We start from the raw sequence: 22361 nt of genomic DNA, 5'->3' as shown, positions 1-22361 counted from the left end.
TGTTTTCCCTCTCATTTTTCTTTTATATTCTCAGACACATGAAAGAAATCAGTGTCCCTGTACAAACTGCTTAATCTGCCGGCTCATTTTCTTATAGACGAGGAAGGTGAGCAGCGACAGCGATCCGTTTTTAATCAGGTTAAATGGAATGATGCCGAGAAGCGCCAGACTCCATTTACTGGAAAGCAGAGGATTCACCGCCATGCACATGGAAAGAATTTTATCCAGTGTTAATCCTGAAAATGATGCATAAAACGGGATGATTAAGTACAAGTTAGTAAATACGGATACAATTGCGCATATCACGGTCCCTGTGACCATGCCGATGAGCGCTGATTTTTTCGATTTATTTCTGTCGTAAATTAGAACAGCCGGCAGAACGTAGGCACAGCTCAGGATGATATTCTGGATTTCGCCCGTCCAGGCAGACGAGGTTCCCTGAGTCAGGGCCTTTAAAAGCATTTTAACTACAATAATAGCAATGGCCGCGACGGGGCCCATTGTAAAGCCTCCAATCATCTCCACGAGCCCGGTGAAATCATAGCTCATGAACGGGGGCATAAACGGCAGCGGGAAGCGGAACATCATCAGTACCGCGCTTAAGCCTCCCATCAGGCCGCAGAGCGTCAGTTGCCTCGTATTGAGGCCGGTGCGGGCATGAGTGACCGGCTTTGCCGTAGCCCGGTTCCCTCCGGAACCTGTTTTTGTGCTTCTTCCTGTGTTCAGATTCATGTTGCCAGTGTTTGTGTTACCTTCCATTACTTTCTGTCCTCCTTGAAATTTTTCTGGTAAATAAAAAATGCCTGAAAACAAACAGTCTTCAGGTAGGCTACAGAAAACGTCTTTTCTCATCCGGACTGTTACCGTCGGTTCTGGAATCACACCAGATCAGCCGCAGGAAGGTGCCTGCGGGTCATGGACTTTACCATCGGTAGGGAATTACACCCTGCCACAAAGACTCAAATATTAAGTTGTGCCAATGAGTTTATGTTTAAACGTCATCTATGAGTGAAAGTATATGTTACTGTTCACTCCGTGCGTAGTAACACGCTTCGCCATGCACAGAAACGGCAAAAATACCGTTTCGCGCTGTTTAACTCGGGATTTTTACGAAAAACATGTGTAAAAACCTCGCGGAATGTATCCGTATAAACAATTACAAGTATAGATCTCTACTATAAAAATGTAAAGAGCTTATTTTGAAAAAATATGAAAGACTGGACGAAAAATAGCAGACTGATTTTCGGTCATCGTCACATACTAACAGCGTGAATGAGAAACAGATGATTTAAAAGCCAAAAAGGCGGTAACAATTGTGTAAGGAGGAAGGAAAGGTGACCAGGAAAGAAAAGCTTAGAAAGTCTCTTATTGTCCTGTTTTGGGCCGGTCTTGTGGCAGTAGCCGGCCTGTCGTATTTTTATATGCAGTGGTCCATACCGGACCGTCTGAATGTGGTGGTGGACCAGGAAGAGAATTTCCATTTTTCCCTTCCCGTAAAAGTATCTTTAAAGAGTGAAAGTGAAGAGGTGGTTTTAAACAACGGCTCCAACATCCCCTCAGATGAAATACATCTGCAGTTGGATCAGCCATTTTCCCTTTATTCGGAAAATGAAGGAACATACCATCTGAACATGAAGCTGTTTGGTCTGTTCAGCCTGAAAGACATCGAGGTGGATGTCTCCGATACAAAATATGCGGTCCCCTGCGGACTGCCCATCGGAATTTATATGAAATCCGACGGCCTGATGGTCATAGGTACAGGTGAAGTGACAACAAAAAACGGAGTAATTATTGACCCGGCCGACGGAGTTTTAAAATCCGGCGACTACATTGAGGCCATCAACGGCGTCCCGGCCGTGAACAAGAAAGATATGATACAGGCCGTCAACAGCTCAGGAGGCGGCACTCTGACCCTGGAAGTGAGGAGGGACGGAGAAGAGATGCCTGTGGAAATGACGCCCATAGAAACGGCGGACGGTGACTTCAAACTGGGTCTGTGGATCCGCGACGACACCCAGGGAATCGGAACCATGACCTATATGAGCGCAAACGGCGAATTCGGAGCCTTAGGCCACGGAATCAGCGACAGTGATACCGGAATGCTGGTCCAGACCTCCGGCGGTGAACTTTACGACACGGAAATCATGGGAATCGAAAAAGGCACCTTCGGCAAACCCGGCGTCATGTCCGGCGTAATATACTATGGCAACCAGTCCAGGCTGGGTTCCATAGAGGCCAATACAAACGAGGGAATTTTCGGAACGGTAAATGAGAAATTCAGAAACCGGGTAAAAAGCGAGGCCATCCCAATAGGATACCGTCAGGATGTAAAAAAGGGAAAAGCGTATGTGAGAAGCAACGTGTCGGGTGAATTAAAAGACTATGAGATAGAAATACAAAAAGTCGATTATTCCACGGCGAGGAAGAGTAAAGACATGATAATCAAAGTCACCGATCCGGAACTGTTAGAGCTGACAGGAGGCATAGTACAGGGAATGTCAGGCTCGCCGATTATACAGGATGGAAAGCTGATTGGGGCGGTGACCCATGTGTTTATACAAGATTCGACTAGAGGATATGGAATATTTATTGAAAACATGCTCGAACATTGAGCCCGGGCAGCAGACGGAAAGAGAGGATGGAGATGGGAGCTAGCTCACAGATCCATCCTCTCTTGTAGTATGCTATGCGGCGAAAGCCGGCAACCGATGGAGCGCGATAGCGTGCCAGCGGTTGCCGCCCGGGCGGAGTAGTGGGATGGAAGAGAAGGAGATGAGAGCTAGCTCCCAGATCCTTCCTCTCTTGAAGTATACTATGCGGCCAAAATCCGCCCATAACCTAACCCACCATTAACCCTTTCTTCATAACAACCATCGTTTTTACCCCAGCCAACCGCATTAAAAAGCTTTTTTTCTTACAAACCACCCTGTAACCAAGTTTTTCATAAAGGCGGACAGCCGGCTGGTTATCAATCAGAACATCAAGAAATAATTCCGTAAAATCACAATGCGATTCAACGAAAATAAGGAGGCGTTCGGCCACCCTTTGCCGCCTGAATTCAGGCGCTGTTGCAATAAAATCAATATAACCGCTTTGGGTTCCTGTTACCGCGGGTACACTTAAAATTTTGTGAAGCTGCCAGGCAATCATTTTACCCTTAACCGGACCGAATATCGAAATGCAGACATCCTCACGAATTATAATTGCTCTTTTCCGGCTGTCGGATACAGCAATAAAGCCCGCTACCTGATTCTCTTTCAAAAGAACATAAGTCGAATCCAATTGCAAACAGGGAAGAAAAAGCCTGCATAAAATTTCAGGATCTTTTGAAATCCCCTTAAACATAGAAAAAAAGCTGTCGACCAGAAGCCTGGCAGTCTTTTCTATAAGCTGAGTATCCAACAAATCGAGTCTTACAAATTTTTCATCATTCACACAATTCAGTTCCTTTCGGGGAGGATTCATATCTCTGCAATTCATAACGCCACACACTGTTCATGAAGCTACAATTTATTGTAACATAAGTTCCGGGTTAATTCGATCAATATAATTCCGATAATTCCGTCCTACAAATCCCGCCGTCCAAACTCCCAAATATAAAACCTGTTTTCTATTATTTTTAAAAGGATAGGAACTTCCCGGCAAAGTTCTGAAGGCAGCCGGATTATGATACATGATAATGAATGAATACCACTCATCCATGGCCTTTGACAATGATAAGTTCGCGAAGCGTACTTTTCATTGCCACTCAATAATACCCCTGCAATGCGGCAGGGGAGTATTTTCTTCTATTATTATAGAAGAAAGCCGAAATATAAATCTAATGCTGAACAGCAATATATCAGCATATAAAATGATGACGGCACAGGATATAGTGAGCAGGACCTCCGGCTTCTCTTGTATCTGCGGCAGCAGGAGCCGTCCGGAGAAAGAAAATTTCACATGCCTGTTTCGTACTCATTGGAGTTAAATTTCCCCTCTATGTAGAAGTATACATTAACTTTCTTCCTTTAAAAATGAATGTTATTCATTCATCAAATATTATTATAACCATGTTTTTATGACAGTTCCCGGAACCTTACTGATAAGTCAGATTCATCACAATCCCCTGCGGGTAATCGCCATATTTCTCACCAAAAATATTAATTCCCCCGATATGTTTCGCATTATCCTTAATCTGTATTTTCAGAGAAATATACGGTTTATCATTAATCGCTATGTCATCCAGCCCGACGCCCGGATAAATGAGCTGCCCGTCGATATAGCTCCCGAATTCTTTTACCGAGAAGGTTTTGAGCATTCCGTACTGGGTGCTGCCGTTCGGCCAGGCGGGAGGGGTCAGTTTTCCCCTGCGTGCTCCATAGTCGCCGGGAGAGCAGTAAGTACCGACTTCCACATCATTGATATAGATCGTGATGTCGGAAGGCCAGTTCTCAAGATAACCGGGCGCCTCGGAGCAGATTTCCAGCCGGAACGATACTTCGTTGAGCGTGAGCAGAGGGTTATGGATATTGGGAAACCTGTATTCGATAAACCCTTTATTGAACCAGATGAGCTGCGCCTTATTCCTGAGCGGGGAATAAAAGGAACGTATCGCATCGTAAGCGTCAATCGGTCCGTTTTCATCCGCGAGGCCGCAGGTAGGCTGTACATCGCATGCATAATAATTCCCGATCGGCATATCCATGGACAGACTCTTATTGACGGAATCGATGGAGGCGTCGAATGTCTCCAGATGAAACGACTGCAGGCTGCAGGTACATACCCTCATGGAACCGTGGACCCCCGGCTGGCTTTCCGTCACGATAAGCTGGGCCTCCTCCAGGGTTTTGACATGAAGCGCCGCGGAGGACAGAGGGATATTCATGATTTCAGCGATTTCCTGCAGTGACCTGGCATTGTTCCTCAGCATATCCAGGATTTTGAGACGGACAGGGGAGGAAAGAGCTTTCCCGATTTTAGTAATGGATTCATGATGTGCCGGGTTGCCCAGGTGGAGGCAGATATTTCTTTCACCAATAATTCTGACAGTACGCTTTTCTCTTGCCGACATGACAGACTCCTTTCTTTCATTTTTTATATTTATCGTCTTTTAATTATAACTCTTTATTACAATAATTGTAAAGTAAAAAAGCAAATCTTACAATTAAATGATGGAAAATATGTGAATATATAACAAAAAATAAAAGGTTTATCAAAAGTATATTGTAAAAATAGACTAAATGATATAAAATAAATTATGTAATAAAAACACGTTTTAATCAAGGGAGGAAATTATTATGAGAAAAATGGTCGCAATGGTTATGGCAGCAACGATGGCATTGTCACTGACAGCCTGCGGAAGTTCCGGCAAACCGGCAGAAACGGCGGCACCGGCAACTGAGGCGGCGGCCCCTGCGGAAGGAAAGACGGAAGCAGCGGCACCGGAGGAGAAAACAGAGGCTCCGGAGGGAGCAAAAGTACTGGAAGGCAAGAAAGTAGGGTTTGCCCAGACAGACAGCATGTCCGCATGGAGAACCACGGAGACGGACAGTATCAAGGAATATGTGGAAAACGCCGGAGGCGAATTTATCGTTAAGGATGCCGGCGGAGATATCGCGACGCAGGAATCCGATATCCGCGATCTGGTAGCGGCAGGCGTTGACTATCTGGTAGTTGCCCCGCTTGAGAACAACGGACTTCAGGGCGCGCTTCAGGAAGCAATGGAAAGCAATATCCCCGTTATCCTGGTAGACCGTGCCATCGACGGAGACGCAGGAACCCATTACACAACGGCAATCATGTCCGATTTCGTATGGGAAGGCGAGCAGTGTGCAAAAGCCCTGACCGAAGCATTACCGGACGGCGGCAACGTAGTAATCATCAACGGCGGTTATGATTCCTCCACATCCACAGACAGACAGGACGGATTTGTGAAGGGTCTTGACAGCTCCAAGTTTAAAGTAGTAGCGGAGCAGGATGGAGAATGGCTGATGGATAAGGCTCAGGCCGTTATGGAAAACATCATTCAGGCTCAGGGCGGTGAGAATATTGACGCCGTATTCTGTGTAACAGACGATATGGTTCAGGGCGCTATGAATGCAATTGAGGCGGCAGGCCTGAAACCGGGAGAAGATATCCTGACACTGGGAATCGACGGAACAAGAGCCGCATTTGAGGCAGTGGAAGAAGGAAAACAGCTTGCTTCCTGTACCTGTTCCCCATATTTCGGAGAAATCGTCGTAGATACAATTTCCAAGATTATCGGCGGAGAAGAAGTACCTGCCCACATTACAAATGAGGATACCCTTTATACAAAGGATAATGTGAAAGTAGAGTTAGGATTCTAGGAACTGTTAAAAATGTGTTCCGCGGGATGTAAGCAGCGAAAATACCGATTGTTTTCAAACGATATATCCGGGCACACAAAAAAGACTGCCGCAGAAATTGTTTATTTTTGCGGCAGCCTTTTTGAAAGGAGAAGTTTATGGCAGAAGTTTTGCTGGAAATAAAAGGTCTGGAAAAGACGTTTCCGGGAGTCCGGGCGCTGAAGGGCGTCAATTTAACGGTGAATAAAGGTGAAATCCATGCTCTGATGGGAGAAAACGGCGCCGGCAAATCGACACTGATCAAGGTGCTGACCGGAATCTACCAGAAGAATGGCGGAACGATACGTTTTGACGGCCAGGAGATTAATGCAAGAACTCCGATTGAGGCGAACGAGAAGGGAATATCCACTATCTACCAGGAACTGAACCTGGTTTTATTTCAGACGGTATATGAAAATCTGTTTCTGGGGCGCGAACCCAGGACAAAATTCGGAAGCATTGACAGAAAGTCGATGATTGCCGAGGCAAAGAGGATTTTGGAGGAATTAGGGATTGAGATCGATGTGACAAGGCCGTTAAAAAACTATTCGACGGCAATCCAGCAGATGGTGGCCATTGCCAGGGCGGTCAGCATCAATGCAAAACTTGTTATTATGGATGAACCGACTTCCTCGCTGGACACCCATGAGGTGCAGGTGTTGTTTGGAATTATCAGACAACTGAAGGCAAGGGGAATCAGTGTGATTTTTATCAGCCACAAGCTGGATGAGATATTTGAAATCTGTGACCGTCTGACCGTTTTTAAGGACGGAGAGTATGTAGGTGAATATAATGTCGGTGATTTAGATCAGTTTAAGCTGATATCACTGATGGTGGGAAGGGACACGGTAGAGCTTGAAAGGAATAAGCAGGGCTATGCTTTTGCCAAAGCTCCGGTGATAGCGGGAATGAAACAGATCCGTCAGGGGATGAGGCTGAACGGAATTGACATAGAAATCAAACAGGGAGAAGTGGTAGGCCTTGCCGGACTTCTCGGTTCGGGCAGAAGCGAACTGGCCCAGGTGCTCTTCGGAAGCAGCGTGCCGGATGAGGGAGAGATTTTCTGGTGGGGAGAGCCCGCCGCCATCCATTCGCCGTCCGATGCCATCAAAAAGGGAATGGGCTTCTGCACGGAGGACCGAAAGACGGAAGGAATCATCCCCCATCTTTCGGTAAAAGAAAATATCACGATTGCCCTGCTTCCGAAGCTGAATTCCTTCGGCTTTGTAAAGACGAAGGAGCAGGATGCGATTGTAGGTACATACATTGAACGCCTGAAGATTAAGACGCCGTCTCCGGAACAGGCAATCTGCAATCTGAGCGGCGGGAACCAGCAGAAGGTGCTTCTGGCCAGATGGATGTGCATGAACCCGAAACTGATGATCCTGGATGAACCCACCAGAGGAATCGACGTGGGCGCCAAGGCCGAGATTGAGCAGTTGATCCAGGAATTTTCAAAAAGCGGAATCTCCGTTCTGATGATCTCGTCGGAGATTGCGGAGCTTGAGCGGAACTGTGACAGAATCATCGTCATGCGCGAGGGAAAAGTCATAGATGAACTGGTCGGAGATAATATCAGCCAGGACAGAGTGATGGAAACCATCGCAAGAGGCAGCGAAAGTGAGGGAAAAGCGCATGAATAAGACAAAACAGGATTACTTCCAGCTTGTAAAAAAATACAGTGCAATTACGCTGCTCCTGTTCTTTATCCTGCTGAATTCACTGTTTACCCCAAACTTTTTCAGGATAGGCAATCTGAACAACGTAATTACACAGCTCTGTCCCACAATTCTCTGCGGAATGGGAATGACGCTCGTCATTTCTACGGGGGGAATCGATATTTCCGTCGGCTCCGTCATGGCTCTGGCGGGAGTCCTGACAGCCAGGCTGATGCCGGATACGGGCCTGATTCCCGCGGTATTGGCCGCGGTCGCCGTTTCGGTCCTGGTGGGCTGTTTTACGGGCATCATGGTCGGAAAACTAAAGCTGCAGGCCATGGTCATCACACTGGGCCTGATGCTGGGCCTGAGAGGAGTTGCACAGGTTCTGTGCGGCGGAAGAGATATTTATTTTAATAAACTGGGCGCCGTGGGAAAACAGCTTTCCCTGTGGGGAACTTATAAGCTGGGCGGCGTGATTCCGGTGCAGATTGTGCCGATTGTCATTTCGGTGGCGGCTGTCTTTATTATGATTGAGAAAACCGTGCTGGGCAGGCAGATCCAGGCGGTCGGAGACAATATGAAATCCAGTTCCCTGGCGGGCATCAACACGGCCAGGACGCTGATGATCGTATACGGCCTCAGCACGTTCTTTGCGGCCTTTGCCGGGATTTTCCAGGCAGCCAAGGTATCTGTGGCTGCAGGCAGTTCTCTGGGGCAGTTGGCGGAGTTAGACGCGATTGCAGCCGTTGTAATCGGAGGCACGCCGATGACAGGCGGAAAAGCCCATGTTCTCGGAACCGTTGTGGGAGCCTTAATCATGCAGATGATCACGCTCACCTGCGTTATGAACGATATACCGGATCAGTACGCCCAGGTATTCAAGGCGGCGATTATCGTGTTTGCAGTATTTATCCAGAGAGAACAGGCGAAGTAGGAGGTTAAGAAGTATGAAATCAATAAAAAAAATATATAATTCGTTTTATTCAAAAAGTACTATCTTAGCATTTCTACTTTTAGTGATTGCGACCAGTATTATTTTCAAAGATAAAAACTTTTTGACGACGGCCAATGTGTTTAATATTCTTTTAAAGGCGGCGAAAAACGGCGGTTTTCTGGCACTGGGGATGACATTTGTCATTTTGTGCGCCGAAATCGACCTCTCCGTCGGAGCCGTGTTTGCCCTCAGCGGAGTGGTAATGGGAATTACCGCCCAGGTCAACCCCGTTTTCGGAATATTCTGCGGTCTGATGGTCGGTGTGGCTTCCGGGCTTTTAATCGGCCTGATGGTCACCAAAATGAGGATCTCGTCCTGGATTGCTTCCCTGGCGATGCTGTTCGCCCTCCGCGGAGTAATCCTGATTGCAGCCAAAAAGTCGGTTGCGATCACGGGAGGCGTGCTTACATTTGCCAATACAAAAATTCTAAAAGGGGTGATACCGGGGATGAACAGCGGTATCTCAATCCTGATTCCGATGCTTTTCGTCATCACGTTCATCTGCATGTATATTTCCAGGCATACGAAGTTCGGTATGGGAATGTATGCGGTGGGAGGAAACTGCGAGGCGGCGCGGATGATGGGAATCGACGTGGACCGGATTAAAATCAAGGCATTCGTCTGCTCCGGTTTTATCGCGGCCCTCTCCGGAGTACTTCTGGCGTCCAGCAGCGGCAGCGCGACTCTGAGCGCGGGTAATGTGTATGAGACATATGCGATTGCCATGTGCGCGATCGGCGGCGTGAAGCTGTCCGGCGGGGAAGGAAAATTCTCAGGCGCCTTCTTCGGAATTTTGATTTATTTTATTATCAACACAATATTTACATATCTTCCGACCAGTATTTCCGTTCACTGGCAGTCAATCATCATGGGGATGCTGGTGCTGATTTCCGTCGGAGTCCAGTCTGAAGTGTTTCAGACGATCAAAATCAAAAGGAAACAGGTGGGTGAATCATGATTCAACTAGTCAGCAGGTGGGGAAAAGAGCTTGATACAGAACATATTTTACCGGAATACCCCCGTCCGAACCTTGTGAGGGACAGTTATCTCAATCTGAACGGGGAGTGGGAATACAGCATCAGTGAGTCGGAGACGGTGGGTTCTTACGACGGTACGATCCTGGTGCCGTTTTCGCCGGAGACATTGCTGTCCGGCGTGGGAAAAATTCTGATGCCCCACCAGTATCTGCATTACAGAAAGAAATTTACCATCCCGTCCGGTTTCAGGAAGAGCAGGGTACTTCTCCATTTCGGAGCCGTTGATCAGGAATGTATCCTGTATGTCAACGGTACGGAGTTGGGAGGACATAAGGGCGGCTACCTGCCGTTCTCCTTCGACATAACGGAGAGTCTCCGTGAGGGAGCGAATGAGATTGCGCTCCGCGTCACCGACAGGACGGAACTTTCGCCTCATGCGCGGGGAAAACAGAAACTTGAGAAAAAAGGAAAATACGGCTCGCTCTTTTACACTCCCCAGAGCGGAATCTGGAAAACCGTCTGGATGGAGAGCGTGGCTAAAGAGTATATCACGGAGGTAAAGATCACCCCCATGTTTGATGAAAGCGCCGTGAAGATTACGGTATACTCCAACAGGGATGGTGTGGGCTGTGGGGAAGGAGGCGGATGCAGCGCAGACGGAGGGAGTAGAGACAGTCAGAGCGCAGACGGCCGGAGTACGGACAGACAAAGTACGAACGGGCGGAATTCAAACAGCATAAGCACGGAAAAAGAGGCATGTAAGAAGGTAAAACTGGAAATTTACGACGGCGGAACTCCGGTAGGGGAGGCCGTAGCAGACACAGGCCGGGAGATTGTGATAAAGCTGGACGGTTTCAGGGCCTGGACTCCCGACGATCCCCACCTCTACGATCTGAAAATTAAACTGGGGGAGGATGAGGCGTCCTCTTACTTTGGAATGCGTAAAATATCGTCCGGCAGGGACGCAAAAGGCATTTTAAGATTCTTTTTAAACAATAAACCGTACTTTTTCAACGGCATTCTGGATCAGGGTTACTGGCCGGAGAGTCTTCTTACCGCGCCCAGCGACGACGCGCTGAAATACGATATTGTGAAGCTGAAGGAGATGGGGTACAACACAATCCGCAAGCATGTCAAGATTGAGCCGGAGCGGTTCTACTATCACTGTGACAGACTTGGAATGATCGTCTGGCAGGATATGCCGAACGGCGGCGGAGAATATAACATGGTTTTCGTCACCCATCTGCCGAATGCATCCGACCGGTTTGCCAGAGGCGTGAGCGATCACCACTATGGCATGTTCGGGCGGAAAGACAGGGAGGGGCGCGAGCAGTATTATGCCGATCTGGATGGAATGGTGCGCACCCTGTACAATTATCCCAGCATTGCGGTCTGGGTTCCCTTCAATGAGGGCTGGGGGCAGTTTGATGCCCCGAAGGCAACGGAGAGAATCAGAAGAATCGATAACACCAGGCTGATCAACGAGGCCTGCGGCTGGTTTGACCAGAGGGGCGGGGATATGTACAGCATCCACAATTATGTCCATAAACTGAAAGTAAAGCCGCAGGAGGACCGTACGGTCGCACTGACCGAATACGGAGGGTATGCCTATCCCGTGGAGGGACATCTGCCGTGTGAAAAAGAATTCGGCTACCAGCACTACCACTCCTCAGAGGAGCTTACGGAGAACTATAAGCGGCTGTGGGAGGAGGAGATATACCCGAACCTGGAACACGGCCTGTGCAGCGCCATATACACGCAGACAAGTGATATTGAGGAGGAGATCAACGGGGTCATGACGTATGACCGTGAGGTCGACAAACTGCAGATAGACAAGATCCGGAAGCTGAACAAAAAGCTTTATGAGATGTTTGACAAGGTCACGAAAGGTGAAGCGGCAGTGTGGTAAACTGCCGCTTTTTCCGCTTTGCCAAAACCCGCTAACGTCCCGAAAAAAATTCCGACAACATTTTGCACAAAAGGCAAGTATCCGTTATAATAAGAATTGCCGCAAAAAGGAAATATGACAGGAGTCTCCCGAATTTTACCCGGGAGAACACCTATTCTGTATCGGCTTTTTTGTGACATTTCGTGTCGAATTATGCGGTGAGATCGAGTTGAAAGAAAAACGGGGTCGAGTCTATAATCATCATTACCATTTAAATTTTTAGGAGGAGAGTATATCATGGCAGAACTTAATATTGCGATTGCGGATGACAACAGGCAGACTTTGGAGATGCTTGGCGAAATACTGGAGAGTGAAAAAGATTATCATGTCGTTGGAAAGGCAGATAATGGCAATGAGGCGTACAATATGATACTGAGAACAAAGCCGGATGTTGTCTTACTGGACATAGTTATGCCGGGTATGGACGGAATCTCGGTTATGGAGAAGGTAAAAAACAACGAAGAATTCAAAGAAAATACATCTTTCATCATGGTAACGGCGGCCAGCAGTGAGAATCTGACAGCAGATGCCTTTAAACTCGGCGCCAGCTATTACATCATGAAACCTTTTACCAGGGACAGCGTCCTCGACAAACTGAGAAGACTGTCGGGTTACAAAAATAAAACAACCATGCTTGCGGGAAGCAGAAAAGTGAAACCTTATGTAAATAAATCGGATTATATGGAGCAGAATCTGGAAAATGATGTAACTCAGATGCTTCATGAGATTGGCATCCCGGCGCATATCAAAGGTTACCAGTATCTGCGGGATGCTATTATTATGTCCGTCAGTGATAAAGAGATGCTTGCATCGGTGACAAAGATCCTGTATCCGACCATTGCAAAGAAACACCAGACAACGCCAAGCCGTGTGGAGCGGGCAATCCGTCATGCGATTGAAGTGGCGTGGAGCAGAGGAAAGATGGATACAATCAACGAACTGTTCGGTTACACGGTGAGCACGGGAAAAGGCAAGCCGACCAACTCGGAATTCATTGCTCTGATTGTGGATAAGATTCGCCTGGACTACCGCAGAATGAATTAAGCAGACTGGAAATTTTTTCAAAATACAGCGCCCGGATTCGGGCGTAACAGCCCGGTTTTGCCGGCTGGAAGCAATTGTATGCAACAATTTACAAGTATTTTAGAATCATAATAAAAGACTTAAAAAATTCTGATACTACTTTCTAAATTCATAATTATATTGTATAATGATTATAATCATCGTGTGAGGTATGACGTGAAACGTTTTCAATATAATGTAGCCGGGGAGGTAGTATTATGAAGAACATTCTCTTTATAGCATCAGAAGCAGTTCCGTTTATAAAGACGGGAGGATTGGCGGACGTTGTAGGTTCACTTCCAAAGTGTTTTGATAAAGAATATTTTGATGTGAGGGTTATGATCCCGAAGTATCTCTGTATCAAGGAGAACCTCCGCAACGAGATGAAGTATGTCAGCCATTTCTACATGGACTACCTGGGACAGAACCGGTACGTAGGCATACTGCAGTATGAGTATGAGGGAATTACCTTTTATTTTATTGACAATGAAAGCTACTTCTGGGGCAGTAAACCTTATGGGGACTGGTATTTAGACCTGGAGAAGTTCTCCTTTTTCTGCAAGGCGGCATTGTCGTCTCTGCCTGTGATCGGGTTCAAGCCCGATGTCATTCACTGTCATGACTGGCAGACCGGTCTCATACCGGTACACTTGAAAGATAAATTCCGCGGCGGTGAATTCTTCCGCGACATTAAATCGGTTATGACAATTCACAATCTGAAGTTCCAGGGCGTGTGGGATGTAAAGACAATCCAGCGTTTTTCCGAACTTCCTGATTACTACTTCACACCTGATAAACTGGAAGCATACAAAGACGGCAATATGTTAAAGGGCGGCCTTGTCTTTGCCGACGCCGTCACAACCGTCAGCAACACGTATGCGGAAGAGATAAAAACCCCGTTTTACGGCGAGGGCCTGGACGGCCTGATGAGGGCCAGGAGCAGCAGCCTGCGGGGCATTTTAAACGGTATTGATTATGATGAATTTAATCCTGAGACGGATAAGCTGATCGCACAGAATTATAATGCGAGGACATTCCGCAAAGAGAAGGTGAAGAATAAGAAGGACCTTCAGGCCCAGCTTGGCCTCGTACAGGATGAGAAGAAATTCATGATTGGTATTGTTTCGCGTCTCACGGATCAGAAGGGATTTGATTTAATTCAGTGCGTGATGGATGAAATCTGTGCCGAGGACGTCCAGCTCGTGATTTTGGGCACCGGTGATGAAAAGTATGAGAATATGTTCCGCCATTATGACTGGAAGTATAACGACAGGGTTTCCGCTAATATTTATTACTCCGAAGAACTGTCGCATAAGGTATATGCAGCCTGTGACGCTTTCCTGATGCCGTCCCTGTTCGAGCCCTGCGGTCTGAGCCAGCTCATGTCCCTGCGTTACGGCACCGTGCCGATTGTCCGGGAGACCGGAGGTTTAAAAGATACGGTTTGGCCGTATAATGAGTACGAGGGCAGCGGCACCGGTTTTTCGTTCGCCAACTATAACGCCCATGAGATGCTGGACTGCATTTATTATGCCAAATATGTTTTCTATAACAAAAAGCGTGAATGGAACAAGATTGTAGACCGGGGCATGGCGGCGGATTTCTCCTGGCATGCATCGGCTATGAAGTATCAGGAACTTTATGACTGGCTGATTGGATAGTAAGGAGTGCGATTAGAGCATGGAACAGATAAGACTTAGCCGGCAGGAGAAGGAAGCGGTCAGAAGATGGGCGGAAGACGACAACTGGGCCGTACGGGGAGAGTATAAAAAGGACAGCGGTTATATGGACTGCGTCGCCGATATTCTGGAGACCCCTGTGTTCCAGTCCATGGATAATTACTTCCAGCACGGGAATACTACCTGCAAAGAACATTGCATCCGCGTTTCCTACATGAGCTATAAGATGTGCAGGAAATATGGGTGGGATTACCGACAGGCGGCAAGGGCGGCTCTTCTCCATGATTTATTTCTCTACGATTGGCATACCCACGCGAAGGAGACAGGGGAATATTTCCACGGATTCACACATCCGAAAACGGCAATGAAGAATGCCGAGAAGTATTTTCAGGTGACAGAGAAGGAGAAGAACATGATTCTCCGCCATATGTGGCCGCTGACACCGGTTCCTCCGAAATATAAGGAAGGATATACCATCATTTATGCCGACAAATACTGCGGTCTTGCAGAGGTCGGCGCAAGGATGAAAGACTGGTTCCTATATAATCTGCGTCCGGCCTGGGCCAGACGCTGACGATAATCTGCACGCGAAGTGCGCAGGTCACCATCATGAGTATAAAGAGCCCGGCTCGCCGGGCTTTTATGCCGTGGTAGGGAAGATACGGCCCTGGTGTCGATAAAAGAAAGTACAGGAGATAAACATGACATTTTTTCAGCAAGTAACCGGAAACCAGACATTGATGAGCGGTGTGGCAGGCTGGGTAATCGCCCAGGTGCTGAAAACGCTGCTTGATATTGCGCTGAACCGTTCCTTTAACCCCGAGCGGCTGGTGGGCTCAGGCGGCATGCCCAGCTCCCACTCGTCCACAATGTGTGCGCTGACAACGGCGGCGGGGATGAGATACGGCGGAGGCAGTTTTGAATTTGCAGTCTGTTTCATCGTATCCATGGTTGTAATGTACGACGCAATCGGCGTACGGCAGGAAACGGGGAAACAGGCGAAGGTACTTAACAGTCTGCTGTTCGACGATTTTCTCAAACTGGACGGCGTGGTACTGCAGGAGAAATTAAAAGAATATGTGGGACATACTCCAATCCAGGTTGCGGCGGGAGCAATCCTGGGGGTAATCATTGCCCTGGTGATGGATCCGATGTTTATTTAAATTTTATACAGGTTTGGGGGAAAAGCTCACGGTGTGGGCTTTTTGCCATTATGGGGGAGCATCAAGTTATAAAATTGTTACAATTTTCTTGCTTTATGAATTATTTCATATTATACTGGAAAAAATTATTAGGAAGTTTCCGGCAGGGGACAGAGAAGAGAGACTGAAAGGACGGGAATTTGCGAATGAAGATAACGGCAGACATTTATTTTTGGATTAATTGTTTTTTTACATTCAGCCTGATTGGCTATATCCTCGAATGCATTGTTCTGACTGTGGAAAACAGAAAACCAGTTTATAACCGCGGCTTTGGCCATGGACCGTTCTGTATTATTTACGGTTTTGGGGCTATCGGCGCCGCCATACTCCTCAGACCGGTTTCCGACAACATGGTAAAGCTCTATTTTGCAAGTATGCTGATGGCAACGACGATGGAACTTATCACCGCCAGAATCATGATACGGCTTTTTGGAGCTTTCTGGTGGGATTACAGTAAGAAGAAATGTAATTATAAGGGTATTATCTGCCTGGAGAGCAGTCTGGGCTGGGGACTTCTGGGAATTATCTTTTTCAGGATCCTCAATGTTCAGGTGCAGAACACGGTGAGAAGAATCCCGAACCATGTTGGGAAATATGTGGCTCTGGCATTGATTTTCTTCTATGTGTTTGACTTTTTCTACAGCTTCAGGACTGAGATCAGGGAAAAAGACTGTGAGGAAGATACGGAGATGATCGGCAGGATGAAGGTCAATCCATAGCAGGTTAGGCCGGTGGACCGGTTAAAGCGCCGCACGGCGGCATGAATATGGATTTACGGATAAGTAAGCGGGCGGCAGAACGGAATACGGACTGCCGCCTGCTTTTCGTCGCGGCCGCCCTTGTGCATACAGGGGAGTTTGTGGTATAAATAAAAGGGTGGCGGCGTACCGCCCGCCATTATGCTAAACACGAAAATTATAAAACAGAGACAGGATGTAAAGATGGAAAATATAAAAGTGATACTGGCCTCCGCTTCTCCGAGGAGAGAAGAGCTGCTCAGGCAGATTGGAATCGTCCCGGAAGTGATTCCCAGCCGGGTTGAGGAGAAGGTGACGAAGAAGGAACCGGATCAGGTGGTGATGGAACTTTCCAGGCAGAAGGCTGAAGAGGTAGCGGCGAGGCTTGAAAAGACGCAGAAAGAGAACTTTACTGAGGACAGCGCTGAGAAGACGGAAGCGGAAGAGGGGGCATCCCTCATACAGGTGGTGGTCGGTTCAGACACAGTAGTTTATGCAGACGGCAGAATCCTCGGAAAACCGGCGGATTATGCCGATGCGGCAAATATGCTCAGAACTCTTCAGGGAGAAACGCACCGCGTTTATACCGGTGTGACCCTGATTGCAGGTGAACGGAAGAAGACATTTGCCGTGGAAACCGAGGTGGATGTATACCCGATGTCGGAGCAGGAGATTGAAGCTTATCTGGCCTGCGGGGAATCCATGGATAAGGCGGGAGCTTATGGCATCCAGGGCAGATTCGCCGCCCATATCAGAGGAATCCGGGGGTCTTATACAAATGTAATGGGACTTCCGGCCGGAAGAGTCTATCAGGAAATGAAACGCCTATTGGAGGGACAGGATGATTAAATTAATCGTATCGGATATTGACGGCACCCTTGTAAAAGACGGAGAGAATCAAATCAATCCGGAGATTTTTGATGTAATCATGGAGCTGAAAAAGAAAAAGAAAATCCATTTTGCAGCCGCCAGCGGACGTCAGGCGGCCAGCATCGAGTGTACCTTTGCCCCTATTAAAAAGGAGATTTTTTATGTGGCGGAGAATGGATCTTACCTGGGCTGTTACGGGAGAAATCTTTTCCTCTACCCAATCGACAGGGAAACCGCGGATCAACTGGCGGTGGATATCAGAAAGGATCCGGACCTGGAGGTCATGGTAAGCGGGGCCAAGGGAACCTATCTGGAGACAAAAGACCGGGAGTTCATTGACTGGATGGCAAACGGATACCATTTTAATATTATCGAGGTGGATGACGTCACCAAGGTGGATGATGAAATTATTAAAGTAGCCGCGTACCGGAGGGATGGAATCCAGCATGCCACGGAACCGTATTTCAGCAAATACGGCAGCAGGCTTAAGATGACGATATCAGGAGAAATGTGGATGGACTGCATGGCTCTGGGCGTCAACAAGGGCGAGGCGGTTAAGACGCTGCAGGAAAGCCTCGGGATTGCCCCGGAGGAGACGATGGTTTTCGGTGATCAGCTCAATGATATAGAGATGCTGAACCGGGCCTATTACAGCTTTGCCGTGGGAAATGCGAGGGAAGAAGTCAAAAAAGCGGCCAGGTTCCAGGCGGATCGCAATGTGAATGACGGTGTTATGAAAATACTGAAGCTTCTTTTGTAAAAAACGGAAATTAATCATCACGACAGGAGTGGGAATTTGAATAGAATGACATGTCTCAATAAGAAAAAAAGGAGCCGGATGTGGGTGAAGCTGTCGGCGGCGGCGCTGGCGCTCAGCCTGATTGTCCTGACCGGATGCGGTAAGGGAGCTTCGCTGCCTGCCGGTAAAAAGAGCGAAAAAGGGTATTCCCTGCCGGAGATTATGGTAATCGCGATGACGGAGAAAAACCGGTATGAGGAAATCTGTACGGATCAGATTTGGAATGTCACGATTTCCGATGAGCAGGAAGATTTTGCATCCTATCTGACAGGCCAGATTAAAAATTTTATGGAAGAACTGAAAATTATGAATCTGCTGGCCGAGGACAAAAAGATGACCCTGTCGCCGGAGGAGCGCTCCCGGATGGCGGCGGCGGCTTCGGAATACTATGATAACCTCACATCGGAGGACATCGCCCATATGGGAGTCACCGAGGAGGACGTGAGGACGGTATTTGAGGATTACTGTATGGCTGAAAAACTGGTGGAGGCATTGACGGAAGGGATTGCCCTGGAAGTCAGTGACAGCGAGGCAAAGGTGATCACGCTGATGCAGGCCGAAACCTCCGACAGACAGGCAGCCGAGAATCTGGTCATTGCTGCGTCACAGGAGAATGCAAACTTTGAAAAATCTGCCGAGGACGCCGGGCTATCCGTCATCACAAGGCAGTTGGGCAGAAAAGAGGAGGAGCAGGGATTTGAGGATGCGGCTTTTGAACTGACGAGCGGCCAGGTGAGCCAGGTAATCGAGTCGGACGGCTCATATTATGTGCTGAAATGCGTCAGTGATTATGACGAAGAAGCTACGGCGGCCAGGAAGAAAGTCATTTTTGAGGAGCGCAAACGCAAGGCGTTCCGGGAAATCTACGACAGGTTTAAGGAGGAAGTCAATCTGACTTACTCGGGCGATCCATGGAATAAACTGGACCTCGGTTCGGGCAGGTATGCGGCCGATGCGGATTTCTTTGAAATCTACAGAAAGCATTCGGGACAATAACAGGCGAAAGGCTGGACATGGAATGGAAGAACGGCAACGTGGACAAAGCAGAAGAAATCCAAGGAGCAGAAGAAGGCGCGGGGGAAATTTTGCCGGATGGCTTATTCTGCTTTTAATCGCAGCGGCAGTGGTGATTGCAGGTGTTTTAATTCACCGATACACGGTGAAGAAAGATCGGGAACTGGCGGCGGCGAGGGAATCTTCGGCAGCGGTCGGGACGGAAGTGTTTCCGGGCGACGAGAAAAACGTGACCGGCGATGAAAACGCAGGTTCCGCAGACGGTACGGAAGAACAGCCGCCGACGGTTGAGGAGATAATGGCGCGGATGACGCTGGAGGAGAAGGTCCTGCAGCTCTTTATGGTGACGCCTGAGGCGCTCACGGGAGTGGATGAGGTATATGCGGCAGGCGCAAAGACGGAGGAATCCATAAACAGGTATCCGGTCGGGGGAATTGTCTATTTTAAGCAGAATCTGCGTTCCCCGGAGCAGGTAAAGGATATGCTCACCAGGACGCAGAAATATTTCAGGGACCGCATCGGAGTAGAGGCGTTTCTGGCCGTGGACGAAGAGGGCGGGCAGGTTGCCAGAATCAGCGGCAGGGAAGAGTTTGGAATTGCCTCATTTCCCGATATGAGTGAAATAGGAGCCTCGGGGGAGCCGAAAAAGGCGTACGAGGTGGGTGATAAGATAGGAACGTATCTTGCGGATTTGGGGTTTAATATGGACTTTGCCCCGGTAGCGGACGTTCTGACCAATCCTGAAAACACGGTAGTGGCTCGCCGTTCCTTTGGAACGGACGGAGCCGTAACGGCGGCTTTTTCAAACGAGGTGGTAAAAGGGCTGCAGGCCCACGGCATAAGCGCCGTTCTGAAGCATTTCCCCGGCCATGGCGGCACGACGGCGGACAGCCACGAAGGATATGCGGCGACGGAGCGTACGCTTGAGGAACTGACGGCGGAAGACTTTGTCCCGTTTAAAGAGGGAGCGGATGCCGGAGCGCATTTTATCATGTCGGGACACATTGCCGCACCGGCCGTGACCGGTGACAATACTCCGGCTTCCCTGTCTTCGAAAATGCTCACGGAGATCCTGAGAGGGACGCTGGGATATAATGGAATTATTATTACGGATGCCCTGAATATGGGGGCGGTCACATCCTCCTACAGCTCCGCAGAAGCAGCCGTGAAAGCGCTGCAGGCGGGAAACGATATGCTGCTGATGCCGGAGAATTTTGAAGAGGCATATCAGGGCGTGCTGGATGCGGTCCACGCCGGCAGACTTTCGGAGGAGAGGATTGATCAGTCGGTGGAGAGGATTTTAAGGTGGAAAGTTAATTGAGATGCGTGGACGCCACTGTAAAATGGCGCACGGGTGGATGGCTGGACGAGTCTTCAGACCCATCCCCCCATCCGTCGCCGTCCTCGCGTTTAACCTAAGAATCTCCTTGTAAGCTCTGCCAGCGCCCACTGATCTTTTACCCCCATAAGCTCACGCGACGAATGCATTGCAAGGATCGGTGCGCCCGCATCGACCGTGGGCATGGTCAGCAGGCAGGAAGAAATGCTTCCCAGCGTGGAACCGCCGCGGATATCGGAACGGTTGGAAAATTTACGGTAAGGTATGCTGTTCCTCCGGCAGATATCCTCAATGACGCTGACATAGGAGGCGTCTGTGGCATAGGCCTGGGAAACGGCAAGTTTGAGTGCGACGCCCTCATTCAGACAGATTCGGTCCTTGGGATCGTATTTTTCGGCCTGGTTGGGATGTAAGGCATGGGCTACGTCGAGGGAAAGCAGGAAACCTCCAAAGAGAGCATTGAGAAAATCACTGCGGCCATAGCCCAGGCTGAGATAGATTTTTTCCATAATCCGTTCCAGCAGAGGGGAGGCGGCTCCCTGTTTGGTGCTGCTGCCGATCTCCTCGTTATCGTAGAGAACGGCGGCATTAATCCCGTTTTCCCGGCGGCTGTTCATGATTCCGCTCAGGCAGGCATGGACGGAGGTCAGATTGTCGAGGCGCGGGGAGGAGAGCATCTCATCATTGATTCCAAGCAAACAGGGCTCGTCGCAGTTATAGATATAAAATTCATAATCCAGTATATCCTCCTTGTTCCGGCCCATTTCCTTCGCCAGGAGATCAAGGAAAAAGGAGTCTTTATTCAGCGTTTCATCCATCACGGCCAATATCGGCTGCATGTCTTTCTGAGGATTTAATTCCACTCCCTTATTTACCTCACGGTTAAAATGGATCGCAAGATTTGGTACGGTCAGAAGCGGGCGGGCAAAGTCCACTAACAGAACTTCAGGACGGAAAGGATCCATGCCGCGCACGCAGACTTTTCCGGCCAGAGACAGGGGGCGGTCCAGCCAGGTGTTCAGGATGGGTCCTCCATAGACCGATACATTCAGCTTTGCATAAGGCCCGCAGGACAGCTCGGGAGACGGCTTAACCATCAGACAGGGCCAGTCGGTGTGGGAAGCGGCAACCCGCAGGCCGGGAACCCCGCCGCCGGAGACTGCGTCTTTGCCAACGGAAAAAGCGGCCAGAGAGGTGTCAAAAATATTAACATAATAAGACTTACCTGCCTGAATAGACCAGGGGGAGTCCAGCTTTAATTCCTCAAATCCCTGCGCTTCCAAAATCCCTGCGGAATACCGGATCGTGTGGAACGGAGAAACTCCTGCCCTGAGATGGCCGATCAGTTCGGCGGTGTCTTTTTGATATGAAATCGAATTCATGTTTTAAATCCTCCTTTTGGATAATAGTGATGAAAAATCCGGTTTGTCCGGTTTTATTGAGTGGCAATGAAAAGTTCGCGAAGCGTGCTTTTCGTTGTTTGATTCTTCTTACGAATGACAGGCCCCGTGTGCAGAGCATGAGGCCATTCCCATAATGATTCAAGTATAATGAAAGTGGAGGCAATATGCAAGAAGTAAGGATTTAATTGAGATGCGAGGGCGCCTCTGTAAGACGGCGGACGGGGGAGTGGGAGGGTATATATGAGTCTTCAGTCCCGGTTTGCAGGGTGTGGTGGGGGGAATCCAGGAGAAAAAATTCCTACGGGGACTCGCTCCCGCTTGTGGAGCGC

19 protein-coding genes and 1 riboswitch are annotated in these 22361 nt (G+C 48.6%); of the genes, 15 read left to right on the top strand and 4 right to left on the bottom strand.

The genetic code is table 11. The annotated features are described in order from the left end of the window. Positions 1–48: 48 nt before the first annotated feature. The gene (locus tag QZT18_RS16550; protein ID WP_294149459.1) at positions 49–759 is read right to left on the bottom strand and encodes an ECF transporter S component; all 711 of its coding nucleotides are present in this window, start codon (positions 757–759) and stop codon (positions 49–51) included. A gap of 77 nt (positions 760–836) precedes the next feature. Beyond that, positions 837–963, bottom strand: a riboswitch (FMN riboswitch). Between the two features lie 371 nt (positions 964–1334). Here QZT18_RS16550 and spoIVB point away from each other — a divergent pair. Beyond that, complete coding sequence (gene spoIVB, locus QZT18_RS16545; protein ID WP_294149458.1) at positions 1335–2612, top strand: SpoIVB peptidase; 1278 nt, start codon at positions 1335–1337, stop codon at positions 2610–2612. Positions 2613–2838: 226 nt separating this feature from the next. Here spoIVB and QZT18_RS16540 read toward each other — a convergent pair whose 3' ends face one another. Then, complete coding sequence (locus QZT18_RS16540) at positions 2839–3435, bottom strand: N-acetyltransferase (protein WP_294149456.1); 597 nt, start codon at positions 3433–3435, stop codon at positions 2839–2841. Between the two features lie 643 nt (positions 3436–4078). Continuing rightward, the gene (locus tag QZT18_RS16535) at positions 4079–5053 is read right to left on the bottom strand and encodes a transcriptional regulator (protein WP_294149454.1); all 975 of its coding nucleotides are present in this window, start codon (positions 5051–5053) and stop codon (positions 4079–4081) included. A 226-nt stretch (positions 5054–5279) separates the two neighbouring features. Here QZT18_RS16535 and QZT18_RS16530 point away from each other — a divergent pair, with 226 nt between their 5' ends. The 14 genes from QZT18_RS16530 to QZT18_RS16465 all read left to right on the top strand — a co-directional run bounded on the left by QZT18_RS16530 (position 5280) and on the right by QZT18_RS16465 (position 20611). After that, positions 5280–6329, top strand: a complete 1050-nt coding sequence (locus QZT18_RS16530) for an ABC transporter substrate-binding protein (RefSeq protein WP_294149452.1) — start codon at positions 5280–5282, stop codon at positions 6327–6329. A gap of 137 nt (positions 6330–6466) precedes the next feature. Then, positions 6467–7990, top strand: a complete 1524-nt coding sequence (locus QZT18_RS16525) for a sugar ABC transporter ATP-binding protein (RefSeq protein WP_294149448.1) — start codon at positions 6467–6469, stop codon at positions 7988–7990. Further along, positions 7983–8942, top strand: coding sequence for an ABC transporter permease (locus QZT18_RS16520; protein ID WP_227031596.1), 960 nt, complete (start codon positions 7983–7985; stop codon positions 8940–8942). Before QZT18_RS16525 ends, QZT18_RS16520 begins: the two co-directional genes overlap by 8 nt. A gap of 13 nt (positions 8943–8955) precedes the next feature. Further along, entirely contained in the window at positions 8956–9960 is a 1005-nt protein-coding gene (locus QZT18_RS16515) for an ABC transporter permease (RefSeq protein WP_294149442.1), read from the top strand. Beyond that, on the top strand, positions 9957–11888 hold the full coding sequence (locus tag QZT18_RS16510; protein WP_294149440.1) for a glycoside hydrolase family 2 protein: 1932 nt from the start codon (positions 9957–9959) through the stop codon (positions 11886–11888). Before QZT18_RS16515 ends, QZT18_RS16510 begins: the two co-directional genes overlap by 4 nt. Positions 11889–12164: 276 nt before the next feature. Next, positions 12165–12971 carry a sporulation transcription factor Spo0A gene (gene spo0A / locus QZT18_RS16505; RefSeq protein WP_125144340.1) on the top strand — a complete coding sequence of 269 codons (807 nt, stop codon included), beginning with the start codon at positions 12165–12167 and terminating at the stop codon, positions 12969–12971. Positions 12972–13207: 236 nt separating this feature from the next. Continuing rightward, positions 13208–14650, top strand: a complete 1443-nt coding sequence (gene glgA / locus QZT18_RS16500; RefSeq protein ID WP_294149436.1) for a glycogen synthase GlgA — start codon at positions 13208–13210, stop codon at positions 14648–14650. 19 nt (positions 14651–14669) lie between these two features. Further along, positions 14670–15242 carry an HDIG domain-containing metalloprotein gene (locus QZT18_RS16495; protein WP_294149434.1) on the top strand — a complete coding sequence of 191 codons (573 nt, stop codon included), beginning with the start codon at positions 14670–14672 and terminating at the stop codon, positions 15240–15242. Between the two features lie 127 nt (positions 15243–15369). After that, positions 15370–15831, top strand: coding sequence for a divergent PAP2 family protein (locus QZT18_RS16490; protein WP_125144337.1), 462 nt, complete (start codon positions 15370–15372; stop codon positions 15829–15831). A 185-nt stretch (positions 15832–16016) separates the two neighbouring features. After that, on the top strand, positions 16017–16589 hold the full coding sequence (locus QZT18_RS16485; RefSeq protein WP_294149432.1) for a putative ABC transporter permease: 573 nt from the start codon (positions 16017–16019) through the stop codon (positions 16587–16589). A 222-nt stretch (positions 16590–16811) separates the two neighbouring features. After that, a complete protein-coding gene (locus tag QZT18_RS16480; protein WP_294149429.1) occupies positions 16812–17456 on the top strand; it encodes a nucleoside triphosphate pyrophosphatase in 645 nt (214 codons plus the stop codon). Further along, positions 17449–18237 (top strand): HAD family hydrolase, encoded by a 789-nt coding sequence (locus QZT18_RS16475; protein WP_294149427.1) that lies wholly within the window; start codon positions 17449–17451, stop codon positions 18235–18237. Before QZT18_RS16480 ends, QZT18_RS16475 begins: the two co-directional genes overlap by 8 nt. A gap of 45 nt (positions 18238–18282) precedes the next feature. Further along, on the top strand, positions 18283–19272 hold the full coding sequence (locus tag QZT18_RS16470; RefSeq protein WP_294149512.1) for a peptidylprolyl isomerase: 990 nt from the start codon (positions 18283–18285) through the stop codon (positions 19270–19272). A gap of 22 nt (positions 19273–19294) precedes the next feature. Then, on the top strand, positions 19295–20611 hold the full coding sequence (locus tag QZT18_RS16465; protein ID WP_294149425.1) for a glycoside hydrolase family 3 protein: 1317 nt from the start codon (positions 19295–19297) through the stop codon (positions 20609–20611). A gap of 89 nt (positions 20612–20700) precedes the next feature. Here the strand turns inward: QZT18_RS16465 and QZT18_RS16460 are convergent, their stop codons facing one another. Next, on the bottom strand, positions 20701–22011 hold the full coding sequence (locus QZT18_RS16460; protein ID WP_294149423.1) for a M18 family aminopeptidase: 1311 nt from the start codon (positions 22009–22011) through the stop codon (positions 20701–20703). Positions 22012–22361: the final 350 nt, after the last annotated feature.

It is taken from the genome of uncultured Clostridium sp. (assembly GCF_900547735.1).
GTDB lineage: Bacteria > Bacillota > Clostridia > Lachnospirales > Lachnospiraceae > Otoolea.
Note: the sequence above shows the minus strand (reverse complement) of the source record. Positions and strands in the feature narration are given on the sequence as shown.